The following is an 11,964-nucleotide window of genomic DNA, read 5'->3' as shown; positions in this document are numbered from 1 at the left end:
TCGCAACCTTGTGTCAGTGCGCGCCTTCGCGCGCCTGGAGAGGCCCATGGCAACTATAAAAAAAGCGTCGCTGCGCAGCATTCACCGGCATTCCTGGGTGTCGCTGCTGGTCTGTTGGATGATCTGGATCCTCAACGCCTACGACCGTGAGATCGTGTTGCGCCTGGGGCCGACCATCTCCAAGCATTTCGATTTGTCCGCCGACCAATGGGGCACCGTGGCCACGGTGGTCATGCTCGCGCTGGCGCTGTTGGATATCCCCGGCTCCATGTGGAGCGACCGTTATGGCGGCGGCTGGAAACGTGCGCGCTTCCAAGTGCCGTTGGTGCTGGGCTACACCGCGATTTCGTTTCTGTCCGGCTTCAAAGCCTTGAGCGGTAACCTCGCGACCTTTATTGCCCTGCGCGTCGGCGTCAACCTCGGTGCCGGTTGGGGCGAGCCGGTCGGGGTGAGCAACACCGCCGAATGGTGGCCGGTGGAGCGTCGCGGGTTTGCCCTGGGCGCGCACCATACGGGCTACCCGATTGGCGCCATGCTCAGTGGCATTATCGCGAGTTTTGTCATCACCGTGTTTGGTGAGGACAACTGGCGTTACGTGTTCTTCTTCGCCTTCGTGGTGGCGCTGCCGCTGATGATTTTCTGGGCGCGTTATTCGACGGCCGAGCGCATCACGGCGCTGTACGTCGACATCGCCGCCAAAGGCATGACCCCGCCCGACAGCGCACCGGCCAGCCAAGTCAAAGGCGAGGCCTGGCGTACGTTTATCGCCACCTTGCGCAACCGCAATATCGCCCTTACCGCCGGTAATACGATGCTCACGCAAGTGGTGTACATGGGCGTGAACATTGTACTGCCGGCCTACCTTTACAACATCGCCGGGCTGTCGCTGGCGGAGTCGGCGGGGATGAGCGTGGTGTTCACCCTCACCGGCATTCTCGGGCAACTGGTGTGGCCGTCCCTGTCGGACATCATTGGCCGGCGCACCACCCTGATCATCTGCGGGCTGTGGATGGCGGCGAGTGTCGGCGCGTTCTACTTCGCCAATACGCTGACCTTGATCATCGTGGTGCAACTGCTGTTCGGCCTGGTGGCGAATGCGGTGTGGCCGATCTACTACGCCGTGGCCTGCGACTCTGCCGAGCCGTCGGCGACCTCCACCGCCAATGGCATCATCACCACTGCGATGTTTATCGGTGGCGGCCTGGCGCCGTTGCTGATGGGCAGCCTGATTGCCATGGGCGGCGGCTGGACCACGCTGCATGGCTACACCGTGTGCTTTTTCGTGATGGCCGGCTGCGCCCTCGGCGGCGCGCTGCTGCAGCTGTTTTCACATCGCCCGCCGGCGTTGGCTGTGCAACTCGACTCCTAGAACAACACTGATGCGCCCCCCAGCCCGGCTGGCGGGGCGCCAAGAGGAATTGCCGATGACTATCGCCACCCCCGCCCGCGAGCCGCAGGCGTTAAACAAACTGATGTTCGTCAAGCTGATGCCCTTGCTGATCATCGCCTATATTTTGAGCTTTCTGGACCGCACCAACATCGCCCTGGCCAAGCATCACCTGGATGTCGACCTGGGCATTTGCGCCGCTGCATACGGATTGGGCGCGGGGCTGTTTTTCCTGACCTATGCGCTGTCGGAAATCCCCAGCAACCTGATCATGCACAAGGTCGGCGCGCGGTTTTGGATCGCCCGGATCATGGTGACCTGGGGCCTGATCTCGGCGGCGATGGCCTTTGTGCAGGGCGAGACCTCGTTTTACGTGCTGCGCCTGTTGCTGGGCATTGCCGAAGCCGGTCTGTTTCCCGGTGTCATGCTCTACCTCACCTACTGGTTCAATCGTGAACAACGGGCGCGTGCCACCGGTTACTTCCTGCTCGGCGTGTGCTTCGCCAACATCATCGGCGGCCCGGTAGGCGCGGCGTTGATGCGCATGGACGGTCTGCTCGGCTGGCACGGCTGGCAGTGGATGTTCCTGCTGGAAGGTTTGCCGGCGGTGGCTTTTGCCTGGGTGGTCTGGCGCAAACTGCCGGACCGTCCAAGCAAGGCGCCGTGGCTGTCGGCCGAGGAAGCGCGTGGGATCGAACAGCGCATCGCCCTGGAAACCGAAGAGGGCGCGGGCGAGGGCGGGCACTCGTTGAAAAACTGGCTGACCCCGCAAATTCTGCTGGCGATCTTTGTGTACTTTTGCCATCAGATCACCATCTACACGGTGATTTTTTTCCTGCCAAGCATCATCAGCAAGTACGGCGAACTGAGCACCATGAGCGTCGGCTTGCTGACCTCATTGCCCTGGATCGCGGCGGCACTCGGCGCGGTATTGATTCCGCGTTTTGCCACCACGCCCGGGCGTTGCCGTCGCTTGTTGGTCACAGGGCTGCTGACCATGGCGTTGGGCCTGGGCATTGCCTCGATGTCGGGGCCAGTGTTCAGTTTGCTGGGCTTTTGCCTCTCGGCGGTGATGTTCTTTGTGGTGCAGTCGATCATCTTTTTGTACCCGGCCTCGCGCCTCAAAGGCGTTGCGCTGGCGGGCGGGCTGGGTTTCGTCAACGCCTGCGGGCTGTTGGGCGGGTTTGTCGGGCCGTCGGTGATGGGGGCGATCGAGATGAGCACCGGCAACGCGATGAACGGCTTGAAAGTGATTGCGGTGGTGTTGGTGATCGCGGCATTGGCAGCCTTGCGTTTACGTCAGGGCCAGGAGCACGCGCCCGCGCCACAGGCAATTATGAAACCAGCAACGAAATAGGAAAGCCCGACGCCAGCACCCCATACGCCACCATCGCCGCCAGGCACAGGCCGACAAACACCCGCAGCAGTGTGCGGGCGGTAGGGTTGGCAATCAGCTGGATGACCCAGATACAAAAACCGGCCAATACAATGGCCGAGGCGAGAGTGACCAGCACGGGCGTGTTCCTGCGACCTTGGCGTGCTGTTTTATAGCTGCAAAGCGGCTGGATGAACAGTGTGCACATAGACGCAGGCCCCCGCGCTTTCTAAACTGCGGCTTGTCTTGGGGAAAGGGGCAGGCGCCGATGAATCGCAATGAATTACGCAAGGCCGACATCAACCTGATGGTGGTGTTCGAAGCGCTGATGCTCGAGCGCAATGTCACGCGGGTGGCGGAGAAGCTGTTTCTCGGCCAACCGACCATCAGTTCGGCCCTCAATCGCTTGCGCACCTTGTTCAACGACCCCTTGTTCATTCGTGTCGGCCATCGCATGGAGCCCACCGCGCGCGCCGAGGAAATCATCCAGCACCTGTCGCCGGCCCTGGATTCATTGTCATCGGCCCTGAGCTTGACCCACGATTTCGACCCGTCCATCAGCACCATGACCTTTCGCATCGGCCTATCCGACGATGTCGAGTTCGGCCTGCTGCCACCGTTGCTACGCGCGTTGCGCCAGGAAGCGCCGCAAGTGGTGTTTGTGGTGCAGCATGTGGACTACTGGCGCATTCCCGACCTGCTGGCCTCCGGCGATATCACCGTCGGCATCACCCAGACCCGTGGCCTGCCGGCGAATGCCAAGCGCAAGCTGCTGCGCCATATCCGTCCGCGCTTGCTGCGCGCCGATGCTTCCGACACACCGCTGACCCTCGATGAATATTGCTCACGCCCCCATGTGCTGGTGTCCCACACCGCAAACGTGTCGGGGTTTGCCGATGAGTGGCTGGCGGAAATCGGCCGCAAACGCCACGTGGTGTTGTCGGTGCCGCAATACAGCGCGCTGCCGGCGTTGCTCGCCGGCACTGACCTGATCGCCAGCCTGCCGGACTACACCGCCGAGGCCATGGCGGTGTCGGGCCACCTGTTCTGTGAGCCGTTCCCGTTCGAGACGCCGACCCTGGATTTGTCCATGGTCTGGCTCAGTCATGTGGACACTGACCCGGCTGAGCGTTGGGTGCGGTCGCGGTTGGAGGCCTTCATGAGTGATCGAGGGTTGGCGACCCAGGCCTGACTCGCATGGTATACCTGCGAAACTTCCTACAATAAATTTGGAGCCCTTCATGCCACACCTGCACCTGGAATACACCGCCAACCTGACAGGCCTTGCCGTCGAGAAAGTCCTGTTGCGGCTCAACAACGTGCTGATGGTCTCCGGCCAGTTCGGTTCCGAGTTCGATATCAAAAGCCGTGCGGTCAAGGTCGAGAGTTTCCAGGTAGGCACTTCCCTCGATCCGCGTGGGTTTGTCGCGTTGAAGCTTTCGCTGCTCAGCGGGCGGTCACCACAGGTCAAGAAGCAGTTGTCGGAAAGCTTGCTGGCGGCGTTGCAGGACGCGAGCGACTGGCCGGCGGATATACAGGTTCAACTGAGTGTCCTGTTGGTGGACATGGACCGCGATGCCTACAGCAAAGCCGTCATCGGCTGACACCGCAACGATGCCACCGGCGTAGGGTCCTTTCACAGCAAGCCCTGGTCCGCGCAGACTTTTACAACCTGCTCACGAAACCAGGTATTGGCACTGTCCTGTTCACTGGTTTCATTCCACTGCATTTCCAGCGTGAACCCCGGCAAACCGTTGGGCGCCTCGCAATGGCCGAACACCGCCGCAGGCGCCAACAGCTTTTGCACGCGGCGCGGCAGGGTGACGATAAAGTCGGTGCCGGTGATCATCTTCAGCGCCGCACTGTAGCTGTTGGCGCGGGCGATCACTTGGCGCTTGTGGGCCTGGCGCGCCAGCCAGCCGTCGATCATGTTGGTGTCGGAGGTCCACGGCGTGGGGAACACATGCCGTCGCTCGACAAAGGTTTGCAGGCTGAAGGCCGGTTCGCGCGGCGCTGAGCGTTTATCGAACACGCACACCAGGTCGTCTTCGAGCAGCATCTGTGTGCGGAAGTCTTTATGGGCGCGGTGGAAGTTGGGGCCGAAACAGATCACCAGATCGAGACGGCCATCGCGCAGGTCGTCGGCGGGGATGTCGGTTTCCAGCTTCTGTACATTGACGATCACCGGCAGGTCGGCGCGGTCGAAGTGCTTCAACAGGCGCGGCAGGATCAACTGTTCGAAATATTCCGGCGCGCACACGTTGAACGTCACGGCCTTTTGCGTCGGGTCGAAGGCCTGGCCACCGGCGTGGCACAGGTTGATGCTCTCGAGAATTTTCTGCACATGGCCGTACATGGTGGTGGCCTTGTACGTCGGGCGCATGCCCGCTCGTGTGTTGATAAACAACTCGTCTTCGAAACTGGTGCGCAGCTTCTTCAGGCTGTAGCTCACGGTGGACTGGCTGACAAACAGCGTTTCGGACACCTCGGTAACGCTGCTCTGGTCATAGACGGCGATAAATACCATCAAGTCCTGCATGTCGAGCTTTCTGAGCAAGTTACTGTTTAACATCGGTTTCGTCCGTAAACCCGTTGTACCGAACTCAGTACAAGACAGCGCAAAAGCTTAACGGAACGAGCGTGCCATTAGAAAGCTCTGTAGGGCGTTTCTATGTTTGGCGTGAGACAAATACTGTTTGCAACACGACTTCAGTGGATATGGTGTGCGTAGTGTTTTGGGTTAAAGCGCGTGACGATCAGCAGCATCACTACGATCACCGCCGTCAGCGACCACCAGGCCCATTCGAAGCTGCCCAGTTGATCGCGGATCATCCCCGCGATCAGCGGCGACAGCCCGGCTATCAAGTAGCCGATACCTTGCACAAACGCGGTGAGGCCGCCGGCGCGGCGCGGGTTGTCCAAGTGGTCGAGGGACAGGATCAAGCTCATCGGGAACAGCCCGCCAATGCCCAGGCCGAGCAGGCAGGGCCACAGCAGGCTCAGGTATTGCGGGCTGAGAATCAAACCGCAGAAACCGACGATGATCAGCACCAGCAGCACCGCAACCACACCGCGTTTATCCCGGTGACGGTTGGCGATGGCGGGGGTGATCAAGCCGGACACCACTTCCATTGCCGTCAAAAAGCCCAGCAGCAAACCGGCGTTCTGTTCGCTCCAGCCTTGCTCCACGTAGTACGGCGCCAGCCAGGCGAGTACGCAGGTGTAGGACGCAGTACCAAGGCCGAAAAAGACGGCCAGCAACCAGGCCCGGCCGTTACCGAAAAACGATGCCTGTGGGCCGGCATTGGCTTGCGGCAACGGCGGCAGCACCGAGCGCTGCGCAAGCCAGAACGCCAGCGCCAGTACCGCGAGCACTGCCCAGATTGCCAGGCCAATGCGCCAACTGCCGGTCTGCACTTGCACGAAGGGCGCGAACGACGCCGCCAGCGCAGCGCCCCCCATGATCGCGGTGACGTACAGGCCCATGAACAGCGAGACGTTATCGCTGAATCGCGACTTGATCAGCGCCGGCATCAATGCCTGGATCATCGCAATGCCCACCCCGGCCGCGATGGCGCTGACGATCAGCTCCAGCGCCGAATCGAGGAACAACCGCGACAGCGTAGCGATGCCAATCACCAGCAGCGACAGCACAATGCTGCGGTGTTCGCCAAAACGCTTTGCCAGGCCCATGCCAAAGAACATCGCCAAGCCCATGGCCGTCACCGGCAACATGGTCAACAACGCCGCGCTGCTGAAGCTCAACGGCATGTCGCCGCGAATCGATGACAACAGTGGGCCCACGGCGGCCATTGATGGGCGCAGGTTGAGGGCGACCAGCACGACACTGATCATCAGCCAGAGGGCGGTGGTGGGTTTGGTGTGAACGGTTTCCATGAGCGGGCCTTGAGTGAGCAAGGGCGAATCAGGCCATGGAGGGGAGGCGTGGGGCAAATGAGAAAGTCGCAGTGCCTATTGAAAAATTGCAGGTGACTGATTCTCCGTTGATCAACATGTGGGAGCAGGCAAGCCAGCGCCCACAGTTTTTAACCGCGTTGGGTCAGTAGCCCACGGTGAAACGCTGGCGGGAGTGCTTTGGTGATTCCACTTCGTCGATAAGGGCAATCGCGTAATCAGCAAAACTGATCCAACTACGCCCTTCACGGCTCACCAACAAATCGTCCTTGCCTACACGGAATTTACCGGTGCGTTCGGTCTCAACAAACTCCGCCGAGGGCGACAGGAAGGTCCAATCCAGCTCCTTCTCCTGACGCAGCGCATCGAGAAACGCAGCCCCCGCACTGGCCTCGGCTTTGTACTCTGCCGGGAAGCCTTCGCTGTCGATCACCCGACCGCCACCCGGCAGCAACAGCGAACCGGCACCGCCCACCACCAGCAGGCGTTTCACCCCGGCTTTTTTCACCGGCCCGATCACGGCGCTGGCGGGCAGGGTGGCGAAGTGTGCGGCGCTGATCACCACATCGCTGCCGCTGACGGCGTGTTGCAGGGCATCTGCGTCCAGTGCGTCAACCTGTTTGACGGTGACGCCAGGGCGAACGGCCAGCTTGTCGGTATTACGTGCGATGGCTACAACGCTATGCCCACGGCGCAGCGCTTCTTCCAGCAGTTGGCTACCGGCACGGCCAGTGGCCCCAATGATTGCAATCTTGCTCATGACGTTCTCCAGGACGGTTAAGGTTTGAAACGCTTCACCACTTCATTTCGCCCTTGGCGACTTTGGCGCTCAGCTCCAGCGAGCTCTCGTCAGCGAGGGTGGGGTAACGCTTTTTCATGGCCGCGATCAGGGCAGCGGAATCCTTGGCTTTGGCGGTCTCGACGTCAAAGGCCTTGATGTAGTCGGCGGTAAAGGCCACCGATTTCAACGACGGTGTGCCCAGGTAATGGCCTGGAACCACGGTGCGAGGTTTGAGCTGTTCGATGCGTTGCAGGGTGGCGAGCCAATCTTTGTGGGATTGCGCGCTCTGGGTGTCGGCCATCCACAGGTGGATGTTTTCAGCGACGAGCACACCACCGACCACGGCTTTGATCGACGGGATCCATACAAAGCTGCGATCCGGCTGCGGGCCATCCAGACCGATGACATCCAGTTGTTGGCCTTCGAGGGTCAAGCTGTGGCCTTCAAGCACCTGCGGGACGATGGTTTTGGCCGGCTTGTCGGCGCCCATTTTCGGGCCCCAGAACTCAAGTTTTCCGGCAACGGTCGCCTTGATGTGGTCGACCACCGGTTGCGGTGCAAGCACCTTGGCGTCGGGGAACGCGGCGGTGAGGGTGTCGAGGCCGAAGTAGTAGTCCGGATCGCCATGGCTGATGTAGATGGTGGTGAGGTGTTTGCCGCTGGCGCGGATCTTTTGCACCAACTGCTCGGCCTGGCCCTTGCCGAATTGCGCGTCCACCAGGATGGCGTCCTTGGCACCGCTGACCAGCACCGAGCTGACCGGGAAGATCGCGGCTTCGCCTGGGTTGTACACGTCCAGCGTCAGGTCGGCCGCAGCCGCATGGGCGGCGAAGGCCAAGGCAGCGGTGGCCAGGGTCAGGCGCTTGAAGGTTGAGAACATCGGACAGCTCCAGCATGGGTAAGGGATGCACAAAGCTTAGTTGCACAAAACCAGACTAAAAATGCGATGCTGGGACATAGTTTGTTTCTAAAATCGGGCAAATCATGGATCGTCTTCAAGCAATGCGCGTGTTTGTCACGGTGGTGGACCTGGGTAGCCAGTCCGCCGCCGCCGACCATTTGGACCTGTCGCGGCCGGTGGTGTCGCGCTACCTGGCCGAGCTGGAAGACTGGGTCGGCGCACGTTTGCTGCACCGCACCACGCGCAAGCTCAGCCTCACGGCGGCCGGCAGTGAAACCCTGCCACGTTGTCGGCAAATGCTGGAACTGAGCGGCGATATGCAGGCCGCTGTCAGCGAGCCCGACGACGCGCCCCGCGGCCTGCTGCGCCTGAGTGTCAGTACGTCTTTCGGCCAGGCGCAATTGGCGCAGGCCATCGCCGAGTACGTCAAGCGCTACCCGCGGGTGACGGTTGACCTGCAGATGCTCGACCGCACGGTGAACCTGGTGGATGAGCGTATCGACTTGGCCATCCGCACCAGCAATGACCTGGACCCCAACCTTATCGCCCGCCGGCTGACGGTGTGTCGCTCAGTGGTCTGCGCCACGCCGGCTTATCTGCTGGAGCATCCGGCCCCGCAGAAAGTCGAAGACCTGGCCGGGCACAACTGCCTCACCCACTCTTATTTCGGTAAAAGCCTGTGGCATTTCGAAGAGCGTGGCGAGCACGTTTCGGTGCCCATCAACGGCAATATCACTTCCAACGAGGCCAGCACCTTGTTGCGCGTGACGCTGGCCGGGGCAGGGGTGTCGATGCTGCCCAGTTACCAGGCCGGCGACTACATCCGCCGCGGTGAACTGGTACGCCTGCTGCCCGATGCAGAGCCGCGCCGGATGAACATTTACGCGGTATACGCCTCGCGCAAGCACATGCCATCGGCGCTGCGCAGCCTGTTGGATTTCCTGGTGGTGCGGTTCCCGGAAGAGCCCGCATGGGATGTGGGTCTCTAGGTCGACATAACCGTGTTGAATGTCGCCTGATAATGGCAACTCGCGCGCGTTGACCTATGCTTTGGATAGCACCCTGTAGATCCGCTCAGAGGTCTGTGCCATGAGTATTAAAACCAGAAAATACCTGATGATTTTCAGCCTGTGCGCACTCGCCAGCGCGCTGTACGGGGCTGCCGCCTACCGTGTGGAGCAAACGCGTCTGCAGCCGACCTTTGCGATCAGCTGCCATCAGGACCAATGTGTTCCGCGTACCGGCAGTTTCAGTGCCTTGCGCTAAAACCGCCCGCTCCCACAAAAGCCCGCGCTTACATTCAGCTTTGCGGCGCGTCGGCCTTCAGCTGTTCGCGAAACGCCTTGGGCGAAAACCCGACCCGTCGGCGAAACAGCCGTGAGAAGTTGGTCGGGTCGGAAAAGCCCAACACCTCCGACATTTCATTAATGGTCATGCTGGTGTAAGTCAGCAGACGCTTGGCTTCCAGCAACTGGCGGTCATGCATGATCTGCAGCGCAGGCTGCCCACCCAACTCCCGACATGTTCCGTTCAGGTGTGAGACCGAGATCCCCAGCTTGTGGGCCAGGTCCTCGATCTTCGGGTGTTCGCGGTAATGCTGCTCGACCAGTTGGGTAAAGCGCCGGAAGTATTCACGCCCCCTGGGCGCCCGAGGGTGGCGATGCTGGATGGCCTGGCGGCTGATCCACACCAGCAGCACGCTGACCAGCGCATGCATCATCATGTCCCGCGCTGGCTGGTCGTCGGCGTATTCATCCTGCAGACGGGCAAACTGACTGTTCAGGTAATCACGGTCTTTGCCTGCCGGGTAACTGCCCAATGCCTGCAAGCCGTCTACCGTTGCGCCCAGCTGTGCTTGCAGATGGCTGACCAGCGGCGCTGCGAGCGTCACGACATAGCCTTCAACATCCTCGGGAAAGCGAAACCCGTGCACACACAACGGCGGCAATACCTGCAGGGTCGCTTCATTCAAGGTGGTGCGCTGGCCTTCGATTTCCAGCTGTGCCTGGCCTTTGTGCACGTAGAGCAGCTGGCACAGATCCGCGTGCCGGTGGGGTTGGATTTCCCACTGGTATTCCCGACTGCGCCGGGAAATGGTTTCACAGTGCAACAAATCGGGGGTCGGCCATTGCTGGTCTTCCCCGTAAAGCTTGAAGACCGGAATCGCGGTTTTGGTCATGGTTTCAATCCGATACGCAGGACAGTGGTGCGGTAATCGCCCCAATTGGCAAAAAGCGCAGGCTTTGGCTCAGTTTTCACCTTCTTATGCTGCTCGCTCAAGTGAAAAATGTCAGCAACAAGACCAATGACAACTCTTTCACCCTGTCCGTTCGGGTGGAACTTGCGGGCCATAAAAATAATGAAAACGCTGAAAACCCAAGTCGCCATCATCGGCGCCGGTCCCTCTGGACTGCTGCTCGGTCAACTGCTGCACAATGCGGGTATCGAGACCCTTATCCTAGAGCGCCAGAGCGCCGATTACGTGCAAGGGCGCATTCGTGCCGGGGTGCTGGAGCAAGGCATGGTCGACCTGTTGAGGCAGGCCGGCGTCAGCCAGCGAATGGACAGCGAAGGCCAGGTGCATAACGGATTCGAGCTGGCGCTGAACGGCCAGCTCACCCATATCGACCTCAAGGGCTTGACCGGCGGCCAGTCGGTGATGATCTACGGCCAGACCGAAGTCACCCGCGACCTGATGGCCGCGCGTGCCGCCGCTGGCGCCACCACTTTTTATGAAGCCCATAACGTGCAGCCCCACGGCCTTAAAAGTGATCGACCCTGGCTGACGTTTGAGCACCAGGGTGAGGCGTTTCGCCTGGAGTGTGACTACATTGCCGGTTGCGACGGTTACCACGGCGTTGCGCGCCAATCGATCCCGGCCGAATCGCTCAAGGTCTTCGAGCGGGTCTACCCCTTCGGCTGGCTGGGTATACTGGCCGACACGCCGCCCGTGCACGCTGAGTTGGTGTACGCCAAGCACGCGCATGGCTTTGCCTTGTGCAGCATGCGTTCGTCGACCCGCAGCCGCTATTACCTGCAAGTGCCGCTGGAAGAACCTATTGATGAATGGCCTGACGCACGCTTCTGGGACGAGCTGAAAACCCGCCTGCCCAGCCAACTCGCCGAGAACCTGGTGACCGGTCCGTCGATCGAAAAAAGCATCGCGCCGCTGCGCAGTTTCGTGGTGGAACCGATGCAGTACGGCCGCCTTTTCCTGCTGGGCGACGCGGCGCATATCGTGCCGCCCACCGGCGCCAAGGGCTTGAACCTGGCGGCGAGTGACGTGAGCACACTGTATCGGATTCTGCTCAAGGTCTACGGCGAGGGGCGCGTGGACTTGCTGGAACGCTATTCCGCCATCTGCCTGCGGCGGGTGTGGAAGGCCGAGCGGTTTTCCTGGTGGATGACCTCGATGTTGCATCAATTTCCCGAGGCGGACGGTTTCAGTCAGCGCATTGCAGAGAGTGAGCTTGAGTACTTCATCCACTCCGAGGCGGGGCGCAAAACCATCGCAGAAAATTACGTCGGACTTCCTTACGAAGCTATCGAGTAGCCTGCTATCGTATCGAGCATTCCCGCGGGCCGACTTTCCCGCGGGCCCTGCT

14 protein-coding genes are annotated in these 11,964 nt (G+C 60.8%); 7 read left to right on the top strand and 7 right to left on the bottom strand.

Features of this window, described 5'->3' with window-relative positions; all coding sequences use genetic code 11:
• The first annotated feature begins 46 nt into the window (after window positions 1-46).
• Window positions 47-1,369 carry an MFS transporter gene (locus AACY08_RS20650; RefSeq protein WP_339471207.1) on the top strand — a complete coding sequence of 441 codons (1,323 nt, stop codon included), beginning with the start codon at window positions 47-49 and terminating at the stop codon, window positions 1,367-1,369.
• 55 nt (window positions 1,370-1,424) lie between these two features.
• Entirely contained in the window at window positions 1,425-2,744 is a 1,320-nt protein-coding gene (locus tag AACY08_RS20645) for an MFS transporter (protein ID WP_339471206.1), read from the top strand.
• On the opposite strand, the gene AACY08_RS20640 is transcribed toward AACY08_RS20645, so the two are convergent.
• Window positions 2,722-2,901 (bottom strand): hypothetical protein, encoded by a 180-nt coding sequence (locus AACY08_RS20640; RefSeq protein WP_339456435.1) that lies wholly within the window; start codon window positions 2,899-2,901, stop codon window positions 2,722-2,724. The genes AACY08_RS20645 and AACY08_RS20640 overlap by 23 nt on opposite strands.
• 129 nt (window positions 2,902-3,030) lie before the next feature.
• Between AACY08_RS20640 and AACY08_RS20635 the strand changes: the two genes are divergently transcribed.
• Together AACY08_RS20635 and AACY08_RS20630 are read left to right on the top strand one after the other, a co-directional pair.
• Window positions 3,031-3,954, top strand: coding sequence for a LysR substrate-binding domain-containing protein (locus tag AACY08_RS20635; RefSeq protein WP_065874789.1), 924 nt, complete (start codon window positions 3,031-3,033; stop codon window positions 3,952-3,954).
• A 49-nt stretch (window positions 3,955-4,003) separates the two neighbouring features.
• A complete protein-coding gene (locus AACY08_RS20630) occupies window positions 4,004-4,366 on the top strand; it encodes a 5-carboxymethyl-2-hydroxymuconate Delta-isomerase (protein WP_339414918.1) in 363 nt (120 codons plus the stop codon).
• A 32-nt stretch (window positions 4,367-4,398) separates the two neighbouring features.
• On the opposite strand, the gene AACY08_RS20625 is transcribed toward AACY08_RS20630, so the two are convergent.
• The 4 genes from AACY08_RS20625 to AACY08_RS20610 form a co-directional block, all read right to left on the bottom strand.
• Window positions 4,399-5,334 carry a LysR family transcriptional regulator gene (locus tag AACY08_RS20625; RefSeq protein WP_339471205.1) on the bottom strand — a complete coding sequence of 312 codons (936 nt, stop codon included), beginning with the start codon at window positions 5,332-5,334 and terminating at the stop codon, window positions 4,399-4,401.
• A 137-nt stretch (window positions 5,335-5,471) separates the two neighbouring features.
• Entirely contained in the window at window positions 5,472-6,659 is a 1,188-nt protein-coding gene (locus tag AACY08_RS20620; protein ID WP_339471204.1) for a cyanate transporter, read from the bottom strand.
• Between the two features lie 163 nt (window positions 6,660-6,822).
• Window positions 6,823-7,437 (bottom strand): NAD(P)-dependent oxidoreductase, encoded by a 615-nt coding sequence (locus AACY08_RS20615; RefSeq protein WP_339471203.1) that lies wholly within the window; start codon window positions 7,435-7,437, stop codon window positions 6,823-6,825.
• 34 nt (window positions 7,438-7,471) lie between these two features.
• Window positions 7,472-8,338, bottom strand: coding sequence for an MBL fold metallo-hydrolase (locus AACY08_RS20610; RefSeq protein ID WP_339471202.1), 867 nt, complete (start codon window positions 8,336-8,338; stop codon window positions 7,472-7,474).
• A gap of 104 nt (window positions 8,339-8,442) precedes the next feature.
• On the opposite strand from AACY08_RS20610, the gene AACY08_RS20605 reads away from it, so the two are divergent.
• Window positions 8,443-9,348 carry a LysR family transcriptional regulator gene (locus tag AACY08_RS20605; RefSeq protein ID WP_339471201.1) on the top strand — a complete coding sequence of 302 codons (906 nt, stop codon included), beginning with the start codon at window positions 8,443-8,445 and terminating at the stop codon, window positions 9,346-9,348.
• Window positions 9,349-9,448: 100 nt separating this feature from the next.
• Complete coding sequence (locus tag AACY08_RS20600) at window positions 9,449-9,625, top strand: hypothetical protein (protein ID WP_339414912.1); 177 nt, start codon at window positions 9,449-9,451, stop codon at window positions 9,623-9,625.
• A 34-nt stretch (window positions 9,626-9,659) separates the two neighbouring features.
• Here the strand turns inward: AACY08_RS20600 and AACY08_RS20595 are convergent, their stop codons facing one another.
• Window positions 9,660-10,538, bottom strand: coding sequence for a helix-turn-helix domain-containing protein (locus tag AACY08_RS20595; protein ID WP_339471200.1), 879 nt, complete (start codon window positions 10,536-10,538; stop codon window positions 9,660-9,662).
• Window positions 10,535-10,750 carry a hypothetical protein gene (locus tag AACY08_RS20590; RefSeq protein WP_339414910.1) on the bottom strand — a complete coding sequence of 72 codons (216 nt, stop codon included), beginning with the start codon at window positions 10,748-10,750 and terminating at the stop codon, window positions 10,535-10,537. Before AACY08_RS20590 ends, AACY08_RS20595 begins: the two co-directional genes overlap by 4 nt.
• Between AACY08_RS20590 and pobA the strand changes: the two genes are divergently transcribed.
• Window positions 10,728-11,912, top strand: a complete 1,185-nt coding sequence (gene pobA, locus AACY08_RS20585) for a 4-hydroxybenzoate 3-monooxygenase (RefSeq protein ID WP_339471257.1) — start codon at window positions 10,728-10,730, stop codon at window positions 11,910-11,912. The genes AACY08_RS20590 and pobA overlap by 23 nt on opposite strands.
• Window positions 11,913-11,964: the final 52 nt, after the last annotated feature.

Source organism: Pseudomonas sp. EL_65y_Pfl1_R83, from assembly GCF_963970695.1.
Lineage (GTDB): Bacteria > Pseudomonadota > Gammaproteobacteria > Pseudomonadales > Pseudomonadaceae > Aquipseudomonas > Aquipseudomonas tritici.
Note: the sequence above shows the minus strand (reverse complement) of the source record. Positions and strands in the feature narration are given on the sequence as shown.

What these genes read in the sequence shown, in the direction of transcription:
- AACY08_RS20595 (WP_339471200.1), bottom strand. Translation starts at nt 10,538, where the DNA reads ATGACCAAAACCGCGATTCCGGTCTTCAAGCTTTACGGGGAAGACCAG.
- AACY08_RS20615 (WP_339471203.1), bottom strand. Translation starts at nt 7,437, where the DNA reads ATGAGCAAGATTGCAATCATTGGGGCCACTGGCCGTGCCGGTAGCCAA.
- AACY08_RS20630 (WP_339414918.1), top strand. Translation starts at nt 4,004, where the DNA reads ATGCCACACCTGCACCTGGAATACACCGCCAACCTGACAGGCCTTGCC.
- AACY08_RS20620 (WP_339471204.1), bottom strand. Translation starts at nt 6,659, where the DNA reads ATGGAAACCGTTCACACCAAACCCACCACCGCCCTCTGGCTGATGATC.
- AACY08_RS20605 (WP_339471201.1), top strand. Translation starts at nt 8,443, where the DNA reads ATGGATCGTCTTCAAGCAATGCGCGTGTTTGTCACGGTGGTGGACCTG.
- AACY08_RS20650 (WP_339471207.1), top strand. Translation starts at nt 47, where the DNA reads ATGGCAACTATAAAAAAAGCGTCGCTGCGCAGCATTCACCGGCATTCC.
- AACY08_RS20590 (WP_339414910.1), bottom strand. Translation starts at nt 10,750, where the DNA reads ATGATGGCGACTTGGGTTTTCAGCGTTTTCATTATTTTTATGGCCCGC.
- AACY08_RS20625 (WP_339471205.1), bottom strand. Translation starts at nt 5,334, where the DNA reads ATGTTAAACAGTAACTTGCTCAGAAAGCTCGACATGCAGGACTTGATG.
- AACY08_RS20610 (WP_339471202.1), bottom strand. Translation starts at nt 8,338, where the DNA reads ATGTTCTCAACCTTCAAGCGCCTGACCCTGGCCACCGCTGCCTTGGCC.
- AACY08_RS20635 (WP_065874789.1), top strand. Translation starts at nt 3,031, where the DNA reads ATGAATCGCAATGAATTACGCAAGGCCGACATCAACCTGATGGTGGTG.
- AACY08_RS20645 (WP_339471206.1), top strand. Translation starts at nt 1,425, where the DNA reads ATGACTATCGCCACCCCCGCCCGCGAGCCGCAGGCGTTAAACAAACTG.
- AACY08_RS20600 (WP_339414912.1), top strand. Translation starts at nt 9,449, where the DNA reads ATGAGTATTAAAACCAGAAAATACCTGATGATTTTCAGCCTGTGCGCA.